General features: G+C 70.7%; 17 protein-coding genes. 10 read left to right on the plus strand and 7 right to left on the minus strand.

Annotated features, from left to right (window positions below; all coding sequences use genetic code 11):
* Both GTW43_RS18260 and GTW43_RS18265 read right to left on the minus strand, forming a co-directional pair.
* Positions 1-483, minus strand: a 483-nt coding sequence (locus GTW43_RS18260) for a paraslipin (protein ID WP_161303084.1), incomplete at its 3' end; no start/stop codon positions are given.
* Positions 484-509: 26 nt separating this feature from the next.
* Positions 510-947: an NfeD family protein gene (locus GTW43_RS18265; protein ID WP_161303085.1), complete on the minus strand. Its 438-nt coding sequence runs from the start codon at positions 945-947 to the stop codon at positions 510-512.
* A gap of 198 nt (positions 948-1,145) precedes the next feature.
* Between GTW43_RS18265 and GTW43_RS18270 the strand changes: the two genes are divergently transcribed.
* Entirely contained in the window at positions 1,146-1,739 is a 594-nt protein-coding gene (locus GTW43_RS18270) for a hypothetical protein (RefSeq protein WP_161303086.1), read from the plus strand.
* Positions 1,740-1,780: 41 nt separating this feature from the next.
* Complete coding sequence (locus GTW43_RS18275; RefSeq protein WP_161303087.1) at positions 1,781-2,176, plus strand: VOC family protein; 396 nt, start codon at positions 1,781-1,783, stop codon at positions 2,174-2,176.
* 113 nt (positions 2,177-2,289) lie between these two features.
* Here GTW43_RS18275 and GTW43_RS18280 read toward each other — a convergent pair whose 3' ends face one another.
* On the minus strand, positions 2,290-2,805 hold the full coding sequence (locus tag GTW43_RS18280; RefSeq protein ID WP_161303088.1) for a DinB family protein: 516 nt from the start codon (positions 2,803-2,805) through the stop codon (positions 2,290-2,292).
* 159 nt (positions 2,806-2,964) lie between these two features.
* Here GTW43_RS18280 and GTW43_RS18285 point away from each other — a divergent pair, with 159 nt between their 5' ends.
* From GTW43_RS18285 to GTW43_RS18295, 3 genes are read left to right on the plus strand one after another with little or no spacing between them, the layout of a single operon-like run.
* Entirely contained in the window at positions 2,965-3,219 is a 255-nt protein-coding gene (locus tag GTW43_RS18285) for a hypothetical protein (protein WP_161303089.1), read from the plus strand.
* Entirely contained in the window at positions 3,216-4,814 is a 1,599-nt protein-coding gene (locus tag GTW43_RS18290; RefSeq protein ID WP_161303090.1) for a helix-turn-helix transcriptional regulator, read from the plus strand. The genes GTW43_RS18285 and GTW43_RS18290 overlap by 4 nt, the downstream gene beginning before the upstream one ends.
* Entirely contained in the window at positions 4,815-5,390 is a 576-nt protein-coding gene (locus GTW43_RS18295; protein WP_161303091.1) for a transcriptional regulator, read from the plus strand.
* A 73-nt stretch (positions 5,391-5,463) separates the two neighbouring features.
* Here the strand turns inward: GTW43_RS18295 and GTW43_RS18300 are convergent, their stop codons facing one another.
* The 3 genes from GTW43_RS18300 to GTW43_RS18310 all read right to left on the minus strand — a co-directional run bounded on the left by GTW43_RS18300 (position 5,464) and on the right by GTW43_RS18310 (position 8,003).
* The gene (locus GTW43_RS18300) at positions 5,464-6,429 is read right to left on the minus strand and encodes a winged helix-turn-helix domain-containing protein (protein ID WP_343246047.1); all 966 of its coding nucleotides are present in this window, start codon (positions 6,427-6,429) and stop codon (positions 5,464-5,466) included.
* A 158-nt stretch (positions 6,430-6,587) separates the two neighbouring features.
* The gene (locus GTW43_RS38115; protein WP_237536671.1) at positions 6,588-7,151 is read right to left on the minus strand and encodes a hypothetical protein; all 564 of its coding nucleotides are present in this window, start codon (positions 7,149-7,151) and stop codon (positions 6,588-6,590) included.
* Between the two features lie 123 nt (positions 7,152-7,274).
* Positions 7,275-8,003 (minus strand): TetR/AcrR family transcriptional regulator, encoded by a 729-nt coding sequence (locus GTW43_RS18310; RefSeq protein WP_161303093.1) that lies wholly within the window; start codon positions 8,001-8,003, stop codon positions 7,275-7,277.
* A gap of 103 nt (positions 8,004-8,106) precedes the next feature.
* Between GTW43_RS18310 and GTW43_RS18315 the strand changes: the two genes are divergently transcribed.
* From GTW43_RS18315 to GTW43_RS18330, 4 genes are all read left to right on the plus strand, one after another.
* Positions 8,107-8,967 carry an NAD(P)H-binding protein gene (locus tag GTW43_RS18315; RefSeq protein ID WP_161303094.1) on the plus strand — a complete coding sequence of 287 codons (861 nt, stop codon included), beginning with the start codon at positions 8,107-8,109 and terminating at the stop codon, positions 8,965-8,967.
* A gap of 63 nt (positions 8,968-9,030) precedes the next feature.
* Positions 9,031-9,339 (plus strand): hypothetical protein, encoded by a 309-nt coding sequence (locus GTW43_RS18320; protein ID WP_237536672.1) that lies wholly within the window; start codon positions 9,031-9,033, stop codon positions 9,337-9,339.
* Positions 9,340-9,703: 364 nt separating this feature from the next.
* Positions 9,704-10,222: a lytic polysaccharide monooxygenase auxiliary activity family 9 protein gene (locus GTW43_RS18325; RefSeq protein ID WP_161303095.1), complete on the plus strand. Its 519-nt coding sequence runs from the start codon at positions 9,704-9,706 to the stop codon at positions 10,220-10,222.
* Positions 10,223-10,334: 112 nt separating this feature from the next.
* Positions 10,335-11,060 (plus strand): chitinase, encoded by a 726-nt coding sequence (locus GTW43_RS18330; protein WP_161303096.1) that lies wholly within the window; start codon positions 10,335-10,337, stop codon positions 11,058-11,060.
* A gap of 193 nt (positions 11,061-11,253) precedes the next feature.
* Here the strand turns inward: GTW43_RS18330 and GTW43_RS18335 are convergent, their stop codons facing one another.
* Complete coding sequence (locus GTW43_RS18335) at positions 11,254-12,207, minus strand: EamA family transporter (protein ID WP_237536673.1); 954 nt, start codon at positions 12,205-12,207, stop codon at positions 11,254-11,256.
* A gap of 84 nt (positions 12,208-12,291) precedes the next feature.
* Between GTW43_RS18335 and GTW43_RS18340 the strand changes: the two genes are divergently transcribed.
* Positions 12,292-12,837, plus strand: a 546-nt coding sequence (locus GTW43_RS18340; RefSeq protein WP_161303097.1) for a LysR family transcriptional regulator, incomplete at its 3' end; no start/stop codon positions are given.

Raw genomic sequence — 12,837 nt, forward strand, 5'->3', positions numbered from 1 at the left:
CTCGACGCGGTTGACGCGGATGCCCCACTTGCCGGTCGCGTCGTCCAGGACCGTCCGCAGCCGCGTGTTGATCTCCTCGCGCGAGGTCAGGGTCTCCTCGAGGTCCATGCTGCCGATCACGTTGCGCAGGGTGGTCACCGTCAGCTGGTCGATCGCCTGGAGGAAGTCGGCGACCTCGTACGCGGCGGCCCGGGGGTCGGTGATCTGGAAGTAGAGCACGGTGTCGATGTTCACGACGAGGTTGTCCTCGGTGATCACCGGCTTCGGGTCGGACGAGTACACCTGCTCGCGCACGTCGAGCTTGGTGTTCACGCGGTCGGCCACCGGCAGGACGAAGTTCAGACCGGGTTGCAGAGTGCGGCGGTAACGACCGAACCGCTCGATGTTGTAGCGCCGGGCCTGTGGGACGATCCGCACCGTGGAGGCGGCCAGGAACGCGACGACGATCGCTACCACGAGAATGAGGATGACCACGGGATCCACGCTTCCTCCGTCGGGTGTTCAGCCGTTCATGGAAGGAGTTCTCGGGGGTAGACCACGGCCGTGGCGCCATTGATCTCCATGACGTCCACGAGCGCGCCCACCGGGATGACATGGCTCTCGTCGAGAGCGCGGGCGGACCACTCCTCACCGGCCACCTTGATCAGCCCGTGTGTCGCGGTGACCTCCTGGGTGACCTCGGCCCACTTGCCGATCAGCGCGTCACTGCCCTCGCGCGTGAGCGGCGTGTCGTTCATGTACCGAAGGGCGAGCGGCCGTACGAGCAGCAGACCGGCCAGCGACGTGAGGGCGAAGGCGACGACCTGGCCGAGCAGACCCACCCCGATCCCCGCGACCACGGCGGCGACCAGCGCCGACCCGGCCAGCAGTCCGAACACCAGGGTCAGCGTGAAGAACTCCGCAGCGCCGAGCGCCGCAGCCGCCACAAGCCAGAGAAACCACGGCATCGCATCGGCCTCCCTCAGAGGTCTTATCAACCAATTTACCCCTGCGATGCGTGACGGAACAGACGTACGAGGTCGCGAAGACACAGATCATGACGAAGGGTGACGCCCGGCATGTGCGCGCGGCCGCGAGGGCGCCTGCGGGCCCGGGACTGCGGGCCCGGGACTGCGGCCACAGGGCGGCTGTCTACACTCACGCCGGTGAAGTCACCTGAGGATGTGGTGGGTGCGCCCACCCTGGAGGCCGCGTTCCCCGCACACCTCGCGGACGACGTGCGGTGCGTTCTGGCCGTCGTGCCCGAGTCCACGCTCGCTCCGGTGCAGCCGTTCGCGGTCGACGTGCAGGGCGAGACGGTCCTCGTCCCGTCGCGCATCTACCCCGACGAACCCGCCGCCCCCGCCGTCGGACGGCTGACCCCGGTCCAGCAGGTGATCCTGCACTGCCTGTACTCCCGCCACCACGACGGCCGGGTTCGGCAGCGCCACGTCGAGCGCATTCTGCCGTCGAACGCGGCGTGGGTCGCTCCGTTCGTCGTGCAGCTGGCCGGCGAGTACGTCGTGGAGATCATCGACGCCGTGCGGCGGGGGCTGCCCGAGCTCGTGACGCCGGGGTCGGACCAGTGCCGCCTCTACGGGGAGTTCCTCGCCCGGAACCCGGCCTTCCTCGCCCTCACGGAGCGGCGCGTGGTCAGCTACTGGGACTGCTACTACCGGGGAAAGTACAGCACCTTTTCCACCTATCCCGGGGCAGTCCTGATCGAGGAGTTCCGGACGGCCGTCGCGGAACACGTGTGACCGCATACGCTGAGCCCTCGTCCACACGATCTGGGGGAGTCATGACAAGTAGGTTCACCGAACTGACCGTTGACTGTCGCGACGCGGCGAGCCTCGCGGCCTTCTGGTGCGAGGTCCTGGACCTCAAGGTGCTCGAGAGCAGAGAGGACCAGGTCGAGATCGGCTCGTGGGAGCCGACCGTCGAGGAGGTGCGGGCCCGTCAGATGCCGCCCACGCTGGTGTTCATCCAGGTACCGGAGGGCCGGAGCTGCAAGAACCGTCTGCACCTCGACGTGAGCCCGATCGACTGCACCACCGAGCAGGAGGTGACCAGGCTGCTCGGCCTCGGCGCGACCAAGGCGGACGTCGGCCAGGGGGAGGGGCGCAGCTGGGTGGTCATGGCCGACCCGGAGGGCAACGAGTTCTGCGTCCTGCGCAGCCTGGCGCCGCAGGACTAGGCGCTGTCCGTGAGCGTGCCGGTGATCGCGTGCCGCGCACCCGGCACGCCGCCGGGGTACGCACGAAGCCGCCGCGATTGCTGTGGCTCCGCACGCGACCCGCACGACCGGACTCAGGCGCCGGTCCGCCCGTCGACGAGCTCACGCACGACATCGAGGTGGCCGTTGTGGCGGGACGTCTCCTCGATGAGGTGGAGGATCACCCACCGGAGGTCTGCCGTGCGGCCGTCGCCGAGGGAACGCTCGGCCGTCGCGTTCAGGTCGTGGTCGGACACCAGGCGACGGTAGCGCGCGCTCTGCTCCTCGTACTCGGCGAGAAGCTGGGGCAACGGAATGTCGACTGCCGTCCGCATCTCAGGGTCGGGATCATCGTCGGTCGCCTCGGTGAGCGGCCCCGCGAGCTCCTCGCCCAGAAACATCACTTGGAACCAGTAGTACTCGACCCACCGCAGATGGCTGATCAGCCCGCACAGCGTCATCAGCGGTGAACTCGGGAGCGGGGCCTTGCGGGCGTCCTCGTCGGACACGCCCTCACACTTGGCGCGTGCGGTGTCACGTGCGTAGTCCAGGAAAGTGGCCAGCTGCGTACGCTCGTCCCACGTGGGAGGCGTGTCGGTTCGTCGAGTCATCGCGAGGAGTTTCCCGCAGCCGGGAACGGGTGTCGACCCAATTGACGGCCGCGCGATCGGTACGGCCGAGCCATGTCGACCACCGCTGTTCTCGTCCGTCTGTAATTCGGTGACCGTCAAGAAATCCGTGTCTGTGCAGATACTTGATACGGTGTGGGCATGGCGGAGCTGGATGAGGAGCGGGAACTCGTGGCCGCGGTCGAGGCGCTGCGGGCTGCCGAGGACCGGGTCGCTGCCGCGCTCCGCGTCTACCTGGCCCGTGATCCGCTGACCGGGCGCCCCGTGCACGGCAGGATCGGGCGGTCCGCGCAGATCACCGGGTGGGGTGAGCAGCGGGTCAAGGAGACGACGACTCCGGGCCTCGCGGAACGACGGCGCGCCAAGCGGGCCGGTAAGGAGGCGGGCCGGGCATGACCGACTTCGACGCGATCGACTCCCTGATCCGGTCCGTGGCCCCGGAGGCCGAGCTGCCCGAGCGGCCCGTGCGGTGCGCGTTGCGCGAGCAGGCGGGCCTGTCGAAGGCACAGGTGGCGCGGGCGCTCGGGGTGTCCCCCTCGACCGTCGCGGCGTGGGAGTCCGATCGTGACCCGTCCGGGGAGATCCGGACCAAGTACGCCTACCTGCTGGACGGGTTGGCGGCGAAACTGGCGCCGCCGGTCCCTGAACCCGCGGCGGGCGTCGAGTCCGCTCCGGAGCCGGGAGCGGGGCCGGAGGACGTGCCGGAAACGGAGAGCGAGCGGGCGCCGGAACCCGTGGGACCGCCTGCCGGGCTCACCGCCGACGATGACGTCGAGACGCTCACGGTGCCCGAGCCGTGTGTGCTGTGCGGGGCACCGGCCCGTCAGCGCGTGGCCGGCTTTCCCCAGCATCTCGACCCCGACGCATGCGCCGGCGCAGCGAGCCCGGCGCCGACGACCGCGGAGTCGGAGTCGGCGACCCCGCCACGCAGCAGCGAACGCCCCGCGCCGCGCCCGGCACAGCCCGCCCCGAACTCTGCACGCACGGCCAGGCCCCCGGCGAAGCGTGCGTTCCAGCCGCGGTCCGGTCCGCCGGATGTGATCGCGCAGGCGGTGCGGGCCGCGCTGGCCGCGGCCCAGGGTGATGTGGAGGCGGCGACGGCCGCGCTGGTGAAGAAGGCGATCCCGGACGCGATGGCGTTGTTGGACGCCACGCGCGTGGGCGGGCGGTACGACATCGTCGCGCACCCCTGGGTTCCGGACATCCTGAGGAAGCAGACCGCGCGCGGCGCGGACCAGGTGTGGGAGGCCCGTCCGAAGTGGACGCGGCCCGAACTGCCCCCGGGCGAGCACGACGTGACTGCGCTCGACATGAACGGCGCCTATCTCTCCGCCCTCAAGACCCACCTGCCCATCGGCCAGCTGGAGCACTCGACCGGCTTCGACCACGACCGGCGCCGCTCCGGCGTCCACCTGATCACCCCGCCGCACTGGGCCCACGACGACGTCCTGCCGAACCCCATCGGGCAGCGGGACGAGCCTGGCCCGCTCTGGGTGACCGAGCCGACGCTGCGCCTGCTGCAGCGTCTGTCGGGCCCCGGGTACGGACTGTGCGACCCGCCCGAGATCCACGAGTCGTACACCTCGGGCGCGACCGAGAACCTGCTGGAGAAGTTCCGCACGGCGCTCGTCACCGCCCGGGAGAGGGCGATCGCCGCCGAGGACGAGGTCACGCTGGAGTACGTGAAGGCGATGTACTCCAAGTTCGTGTCGACGATGGGGGAGTCGAACTACAACCGGGAGCTGTACCGTCCCGACTGGATGCACCTCATCCGCTCGCAGGCCTTCGCCAACCTCTGGATGAAGGCCCTGAAGGCCCACGAACAGGGCCTGACCGTCGTGCGGGCGATGGGCACCGACGAACTCCACGTCATCGGCGACTGGCGGCGTGTCTTTGCCGAGGGCCGGGGTGTCACCGAGGTCAAGATCAAGGACATCTATCCGGCAGGGACGGCGGACGAGGACACCATGCACGACGAAGCGGGGGAGTAGATGCCGGACAGAAACCTCGAGTTCGGCAAGTTCGGGGCCCGGGGGATCAAGGGCTACGAGGCCGCCGCGCGTCAGCTCGACCGGCTCGCCGGATTCATCGCGACCCCGGTCACGCAGCGGCGCGGCATGCTGGCCCGCCTGCACTACCTGACCCGCACCGAGCGCGCGAAGGCCGCTGCCCGCGCCGCCGGACTGACGGTCACCGACCGGACCCTGAAGCGCTGGGCCGACGGCAGGGTCACCCCGTCGAAGAAGAACCTGGCCCGCCTGGAGACGGCATACCTGACAGTGCGTCGTCAGAACGTCGCCCGCCACCTCCTGCAGCGCCTCAACCGCCAGGGACGCGGCACGCGCGTCGAGTTCCACCCCCTCAACCAGTCCCAGGTCCCGCGCCCCCGCCAGCGTGACGTCTCCTTCCGCAGCCTGAACGTGCGCCGGTGGGACCGCATGGTCGCCGCCTGGGCGGCCGACGACGACGCGGCCATGGACGAGGCGTGGTTCACCGGCATCACCGTCGACCTCGGCTCCGACTACGGGTCCTACGAGTACGTCATGAACATCGGCTTCGCCGCGTAGCGAAGCAAACCGCCTCCCGGGTCTCCCGGGCCTCCCGTGTCTCTCGAGCGGCCGGCCGGGTGCCGTCGGCTCCTCAGCGGTCGGGCAACTCTCCCGCGAGCAGGGCCTCGCCCAGCGGCGTCAGAGCGTGGACGACCGCGCCGCCCGTACGCCGACTCGTTGCGAGGCCGGTGTCCCGGAGCACCTTGACGTGCTCGCTGGCCGACGAGACCGCCACGCCGAGCCGGCCCGCGACCTCTGTCGTGGTGGCCGGGCGGCCGAGGGCGGTCAGGACCCGGGCACGAGTGCGACCGAGAAGCGCACCGAGTGCGACGGGTTCCGTGCGGCGGTGTGTGCCGGACAGCGTCCAGAGCGGGTCGTGGTCGATCGGGTAGACGAGCACGGGAGGCAGATCCTGGTCGATGAGGGCGACCGGGGTGCGGTGGCAGAAGTAGGACGGGATCAGGGTCAGCCCGCGTCCGGCCAGATGGATGTCGTGCGCGAACGGGAAGTCCGCGTGGAGGACGGGCGGGCTCCACCGGAACACCGACGGCAGACCGGCAGGATCCCGGCGTGCCCCGGCATGTGCGCGCTCGTCCTGGATGTGGCAGGAGACCACGTCCCACGCCGGGGCGACGACCCCTTCGAAGACCGCCTCCAAGGCGTCAGCGGTCTGGCCGAGCAGCCGCCGATTGCCTGCGGCGAGGCTGCGGCACCAGGCGGGCAGGGGGCGGGTGGTGGCGGTGAGAGCGAGTTCCTTCGCGATCTGCGAGGTCGGCGTGGAGCGCAGTGCGGCCAGGCCCGGGCGGAGCCCCTGGGCGCCCGCGAACGGGGTGATGAAGTCCGGGAAGTGGCGGGCGTCGTGCGGTGCCAGTTCGTGCAACAGGCGCACGGCCGCCTGTAGTTTCTGCTCGGCGACCGCCTCGAGCGCCTGGCGGCGCCACGCGGCGAAGGCCGGCTCGCCCGCGGACGTCAACTGGTGCAGGCCGAGCACCGTCTCCCACAGGGGGTCGGGCCCGAGCACCTGGACCCTGGACAGATCCCTCTCCGTGAAGAACACACGCAGCACAGCTCTTCCGGCCTCCCCCGCACCCCGAACACACGCCCCTCCGAACCCGGGCGCCCCATCTTCCCACCCTTGGTGTGCGTCTCGCTGGGCGGCGTCGTCTCGTACTCCGGCACGCCGGCCGAGTCCGTGGCAAGGCGACGCGCGTGGCGTCAGTCGGTGATGAACCAGTTGTTCTTGAAGTACTCCAGCGTGCTGCTGCCCAGTTCGCTGTCCTTGAACGTCATGGAGGCCCTGACGGCACTGGTGGGGATCTCGACGTTCGCCGAGTTGCGGACCATGACTCCCCGAGGGTCCACCGTCGCGGTCTGCAGGGACTTCTTCTGAGCCGGTGAGATCATCCGGAACGTGACGAGGAACGTCGAGGTGCACGGACCGAACCCCTCGTCCTCCGCCTGCTTCGCGGCCGGGCCCGCGATCTCGCAGACGGTGTCGATGTCCTCGCGGCCCACGGCGTGCAGGTATTCCTCGTACCGCTGGATCGCGCCTTCCTTCGTCTTGGGCGCGACCTGATGGCCTGTCGCCTCGGCTGACGGCTTCGCGGATCGAGCGGGCGATGGAGGAGCGGGGGAGGGCGTTGCCGACGGCGCGGACGCCCCGGTCCGCGAGGGCTTCGTCGCCGCCGCGTCGTCCTTCGACTTCTCGGGACCGCACGCGCCCGCGCCCAGGATCACGCAGACCGTCACGGCCACGCCGACCAGCGTGCGAGTTCTCATTCCGTTCCCTCCTTAGGCGCCGACACCACAGGAGGTCACGCAGGATCCGAGACGACGGTTCCCGTGCGGGTCGGGCTGGTCAGGGCGGAGGGGCGCGGCGACGAGCCGCACCGTGCATGCCGGTCAACTCCGGGGCGCGGGGCTGTCGTCCGCGAGCCGGGTGAGCCACTCCAGCAGGAGCCGCTGCTCGGCGCCGCTCAGTACGTCCGTGTCGTCGGGAAGCGCGGCGCGCAGCGCGCGGGCGGCGGGAGCCGGGCCCGACTGCGCGGGGGAGAGCGTGGGCTCGTCGAGGGTGACGGCGGTGACCATGGACTCGCGGAGGATGGATAGCAGCGCGGGGTCGCGGCGCTCCGCCGGTGTGGCGTGCCAGGTGATGACGGCGCCCTGGCCTGTGGCCTGGATGATCTGGGCGGCCAGGTCCTCCCCGACCCGCAGCCATCCGCCGGCGGCCAGGCGGCGTACCCGGCCCCGCAGGATCTCCAGCCCGGCGCGGTGTGCGGCGTCCGAGGTCCGTCCTGTGGCCCGGTTCATGACCGCGAACAGTTCGGGCCGGGTGACGCCGAACTCGACGACGAGGTCCCAGCCGCGCCTGAGCTCCTCCACGGGGTCCTCCGGCGCGGGGTCGAGCTGCTCGCGCTTGCTGTGCAGGAACTGCGCGTAACCGTGCTCGGCGACCGCTTCGAGGAGGCCTTCCTTGTCGCCGAAGAGGCGGTAGATGGCGGGCGGCTGCATGCCGGCCGCGGCCGCGACGGCGCGGGTGCTGACGGCATCGGGTCCGCCGCTCTCCAGCAGCTCGACGGCCGCCTCGACGATGCGGTGGCGGGAGGTGTCGGCGGTGTCACGAGGAACCATGAATCGATGGTACCGAAATCTTGATTCCATCGATAGTTTCAGTGTTACTGTAGAAGTGATTCCACTGGAAACAGTCGCTGGAAGCCATGGACGGGAGAAGACCGTGATCATCGTGACCGGAGCAACCGGCAAGCTCGGACGCCGCGTCGTCGAGCGACTGCTGGAGCGCATGCCAGCCCGGCGCATCGGCGTCAGTGTCCGCGACCCCAGGAGGGCGCAGGGCCTGGCCGACCGGGGCGTGCGGGTCCGGCGAGGCGACTTCGACGACGTCGACTCGCTCGTGCACGCCTTCGAAGGAGCCGACCAGCTCCTGCTCACCTCACTCGACCGCATCGGCGAGGAGTGTGTCGCCGGCCATCGCAGGGCCGTCGGCGCGGCGGTCAAGGCCGGAGCGGGCCGCATCCTCTACACGAGCCAGATGGGTGCGTCCCACACCTCCCGCTTCGCGGCCTGCCGCGACCACGCGCGGACCGAGGACCTGCTGCGTGACTCGGGCCTGCCCTGGACGGCCCTGCGCAACGGCTTCTACGCCTCCAGCGCGTTGCAGTTCCTGGAGGCGGCCCGCGGTACCGGCGACATCGCCCTCCCGGCCGACGGCCCGGTCGCCTGGACGGGCCACGACGACCTCGCCGAAGCCGCCGCCGCGATCCTCGCCGGTGAGCACCGCTTCGACGGCCCCACGCCGCCCCTCACCGGTCCTGCGGCCCTCGACTTCACGGCAGTCGCCGACCTGGCGACCCGTGCCGAAGGGCGGCCCTTCACCCGCACCGTCGTCCCGGACGAGACCTTCCGGGAGCAGGCCCTGGGGCACGGTGTCCCGGCCGCGACGGTGGACCTGATGCTGAGCATCTTCGCGGCGGCACGCGACGGCGAGTTCGCCTCGACCGACCCGACTCTGGCCCGGCTGACAGGCCGTGAACCCGCCGCTTTCGAGTCCCTCCTGCGCGATGCCTGGAGCCGGTAGGGGCGCCGTGAGCTGCCTGGTGCGCCTCGCGGGGCTGCGGCCCGGCTCCCGTAGATTGCGCGTATGACTCAGCATCTCGGCCCTGGCGTGTCCGGAGCCCTTCGTCGGTTCGCCGGATGGCTCGCCCGGGGTTCCGTCGGCCATCCGATGCTGAACGGGATCGACTACTGGAAGGAGTTGCGCGAGTCGCCCTCGCAGATGGAGATCTGCGTCGCGATCTTCGCCAACGTCCTGGAGCTGGACGAGAACGGGGAGCCTGTCAACGAGAAGCACGCCGAGCGCCGGGCCGCGGCCTGGCTCTACCGCTACTGCACAGGCGAGTTGCCACCGGGTGAGCCCGACTTCGAGCCGTGGGAGTGCGCGTTGCACTGACCCTCGAGCTACGTGGCTGTGAGGGTGCGAGGCTGCGGCGGGATCGCGACCGAGGTGGATGCCCTGCACGCAGAGGACGCGGCGCAGGAGCCGGCGCGACCCGTGCCCACGGCCTCGCGGCCGAATCCACTCGGTCGCGTCCTCATCCTCCGCCGAACCCTTGACACGCACACGACCACTTGTATGGTCTAGTCCAAGCAACAACGGCCGTTCCGCTTCAGGGAGTTCATCTTCCCGTTCACGGGCTGTGTGTTCTCCCGTTCCACCTTCGCGCCTCTTGGCCCCACCCTCGAGAGGCCGACCTGGACGTGCGTCCCCCACGTATTGCGCATGTTCCGGGAAGACCGGAAGTGAAGGAGTATGCATGAACGCCAGAAGGAAGACCGCTGCATTGATCGGCGCGGCCTTGGCGCCCGTGATCGCCGTCAGCCTTCCCGCCGGGTCCGCGAGCGCCCACGGGTACATATCCAATCCGCCCAGCCGGCAGGCCCAGTGTGCCGCCGGAACGGTTTCCTGCGGTGACATCACCTATGAACCGCAGAGCGTCGAAGGCCCCAAGGGGCTGACGAGTTGCAGCGGCGGCAACAGCCGGTTCGCCGAACTCGACGACGATTCCAAGGGCTGGGTCGCGACCCCGGTCCCGAGCAGCACCACGTTCGAATGGAAGCTGACGGCGCAGCACGCCACCAGCACCTGGCAGTACTTCGTCGGCGGCCAGGAGATCGCCGAATTCGACGACGGCGGAGCGAAGCCGGGCGCCACGGTGACCCACCAGGTCGACTTCGGTTCGCTGACAGGCCGCCAGAAGGTCCTGGCCGTCTGGAACATCGCCGACACGACGAACGCCTTCTACGCCTGCATCGATGTGAACGTCGGCGGCTGACGAAGCGTTCCGGCACGACGGTGCCGCGGGCCTTCCCCCACGCTGGGCATCCGGCCCATCACGGCCCGCGGCACCGCACCCCCCACCTCTCCACCGATCGGAGTGCTCCGCCATGCGCCGCCGCACCTTCGCCCTGCTGGCCGCCGCCGTGTCCGCGGCCACCGTCGGCTCCCTGACCCTGGCCGGTTCGGCCTCCGCCGAGAAGGCGGACGCCCAGGCCGACTTCGTCGTCAGCGAGAGCCAGTTCGAGCAGATGTTCCCGGGTCGGAACTCCTTCTACACCTACGCCGGTCTGACCGACGCACTCAGCGCCTATCCGGAATTCACCGGCACCGGCAGCGACACCGTCCGCAAACAGGAAGCCGCGGCATTCCTCGCGAACGTGAGCCACGAAACGGGCGGCCTCGTCTATGTCGTCGAGCAGAACACCGCCAACTACCCGCACTACTGCGACACGTCGCAGCCGTACGGATGCCCGGCCGGAAACGACAAGTACTACGGTCGTGGCCCCATCCAGCTGAGCTGGAACTTCAACTACAAGTCCGCCGGCGACGCCCTCGGAATCGATCTCCTCAACAACCCCGATCTCGTGCAGAACGACGCGGCCGTCGCCTGGAAGACCGGCCTGTGGTACTGGAACACGCAGACCGGCCCCGGCACCATGACCCCGCACAACGCGATGGTCAACGGCGCCGGATTCGGCGAGACGATCCGCAGCATCAACGGCACCCTGGAATGCAACGGAGCCAATCCCGGGCAGGTCCAGAGCCGGATCGACAACTACCAGAAGTTCTCCCAGATCCTCGGCGTCGATCCCGGCGCGAATCTGAGCTGCTGAACGACGCACCATGCCGCGGACCGCGGTGCGCACCCATTCCGCTTGTCGCGGGAGCGGTGCCCATCGGGCCCGCGGCATCGTGCTGTCCGGAGGGGGACCGACCCCGGTCGGAGCCCGACTCCGCCACACCGTCCCAGGCCGGTCGACGCGACGGTCGCGTCGACGCTGTCGGGCGCCCGGGCCCGCCCAGGGGTCATGCCAAGGGTGCCGTCTCCGGGACGCCGGCCTGCGGCGGGGCGCCGTGGTCCGGCCCGGCCGGTGTGGCGGAGTCGGGCGCCGCGCTCGCCCGGGCGCCGGTACGGGTGGCTCCGACGCCCGCGGCGACGACGAAGGCGACGCCCGCGGCGGGGGCCGGCCCGGGGGCCTGTCCCAGCACGAGGAGGCCCATGAGCAGCGCGATGGCGGGTTCCAGACTCATCAGGGTGCCGAACGCGGAGGTGGTGAGGCGGCGCAGGGCCAGGAACTCGAGCGCGAACGGGAGTACCGGACTGAGGGCGGCCAGCGCGAGCATGATCCACAGGCTCGACCACGTGACATGGGCGGCGACCGTGGGCGCGGCGACGAGCATGCCGAGGACGCCCGCGACGGGCATGGACACGGCCAGCCCCTTCAGGCCCGTGACCCGGTCTCCGACCCGCTGGGTCAGCAGGATGTAGGCGGCCCAGCAGGCGGCGGCGGCCAGCGCGTATCCCGCACCGAGCGGGTCGAGGCCGCCGTGCCAGGGCTCGGTCAGCAGGACGACGCCGACCGCCGCCGAGGCCGTCCACACCCTGCGCCCGTGGCCGGGCCCGTACAGGGACACGGCCAGCGGGCCGAGGAACTCCAGGGCGCTCGCCGTGCCGAGCGGCAGCCGGGCGAGGGCGAGCATGAAGAAGAGCATCATTCCCGCGCTCACCGCGCCGAGCACGGAACACGCGAGCAGATCGCGCCGGGTGACGTCGCGTCGCCGGGGCCGGACCAGGATCAGGAGGAGGACACCGGCCCACCCCAGACGCAGCCCCGCCGTGCCCAGCGCGCTGAGCCGGTCGAACAGCGGCACGGTCAGAGCCGAGCCGAGCTGCACGGTGGACATGGAGGCGGCGGCCATGAGGAATCCCGCCCGGGCACCGCTCGGACGCGGCCGGTGTGACGACTTCAGCGCACTCATGGGCCCTAGTAGAGGGCCCCTACACCGTTCGCGTCCACGTGCTGATCCTGAATGAACCGTTCGGCCATCATGGACAATGGCGCCATGGAGACACGCCGCTTGCACCTACTGGTCGAACTGGCCCGGCTGGGCTCGATGCGCGCGGTGGCGGACGCGACGGGCACCACCACGTCGACCGTCTCGCAGCAGATCGGTGTGCTGTCCCGGGAGATGGGCGCCCCGCTCATCGAGCCGGACGGGCGCCGGGTCAGGCTGACGCCGGCCGGCCGCCGGCTGACCGAGCACGCGGGAGGGATCCTCGCCGCCGTCGAGCGGGCCCGCCTTGATCTCGCGCCGGGCGCGGAGCCGGGCGGAACCGTGCGGGTGGCCGGTTTCGCCACCGCTCTGCGCGCCCACCTGCTGCCGTTGGTCACCGAGCTGGCCGCCGCCCACCCGCGGCTGCGCGTCCTGGTCCGCGAGCACGAACCCGCCGAGGCGCTGCACCTTCTGGCCGTCGACGAGGCCGACCTGGCACTCACCTACGACTACAACCTCGCCCCCGCCGCGCCCGACCCCGCCGTGCACTCCACCCCCCTGTGGACGGCCCGGTGGGGGCTGGGCGTCCCGGCCGGGGCCGAGGTGCCCGACGCC

Source organism: Streptomyces sp. SID5785 (assembly GCF_009870065.1).
Lineage (GTDB): Bacteria > Actinomycetota > Actinomycetes > Streptomycetales > Streptomycetaceae > Streptomyces.

Bases quoted from the DNA above. Each gene is read 5' to 3' on its own strand.
- GTW43_RS18330 (WP_161303096.1), top strand. From the start codon at position 10,335: ATGCGCCGCCGCACCTTCGCCCTGCTGGCCGCCGCCGTGTCCGCGGCC.
- GTW43_RS18290 (WP_161303090.1), top strand. From the start codon at position 3,216: ATGACCGACTTCGACGCGATCGACTCCCTGATCCGGTCCGTGGCCCCG.
- GTW43_RS38115 (WP_237536671.1), bottom strand. From the start codon at position 7,151: ATGAGAACTCGCACGCTGGTCGGCGTGGCCGTGACGGTCTGCGTGATC.
- GTW43_RS18310 (WP_161303093.1), bottom strand. From the start codon at position 8,003: ATGGTTCCTCGTGACACCGCCGACACCTCCCGCCACCGCATCGTCGAG.
- GTW43_RS18285 (WP_161303089.1), top strand. From the start codon at position 2,965: ATGGCGGAGCTGGATGAGGAGCGGGAACTCGTGGCCGCGGTCGAGGCG.
- GTW43_RS18275 (WP_161303087.1), top strand. From the start codon at position 1,781: ATGACAAGTAGGTTCACCGAACTGACCGTTGACTGTCGCGACGCGGCG.
- GTW43_RS18265 (WP_161303085.1), bottom strand. From the start codon at position 947: ATGCCGTGGTTTCTCTGGCTTGTGGCGGCTGCGGCGCTCGGCGCTGCG.
- GTW43_RS18320 (WP_237536672.1), top strand. From the start codon at position 9,031: ATGACTCAGCATCTCGGCCCTGGCGTGTCCGGAGCCCTTCGTCGGTTC.
- GTW43_RS18295 (WP_161303091.1), top strand. From the start codon at position 4,815: ATGCCGGACAGAAACCTCGAGTTCGGCAAGTTCGGGGCCCGGGGGATC.
- GTW43_RS18335 (WP_237536673.1), bottom strand. From the start codon at position 12,207: ATGAGTGCGCTGAAGTCGTCACACCGGCCGCGTCCGAGCGGTGCCCGG.
- GTW43_RS18280 (WP_161303088.1), bottom strand. From the start codon at position 2,805: ATGACTCGACGAACCGACACGCCTCCCACGTGGGACGAGCGTACGCAG.
- GTW43_RS18325 (WP_161303095.1), top strand. From the start codon at position 9,704: ATGAACGCCAGAAGGAAGACCGCTGCATTGATCGGCGCGGCCTTGGCG.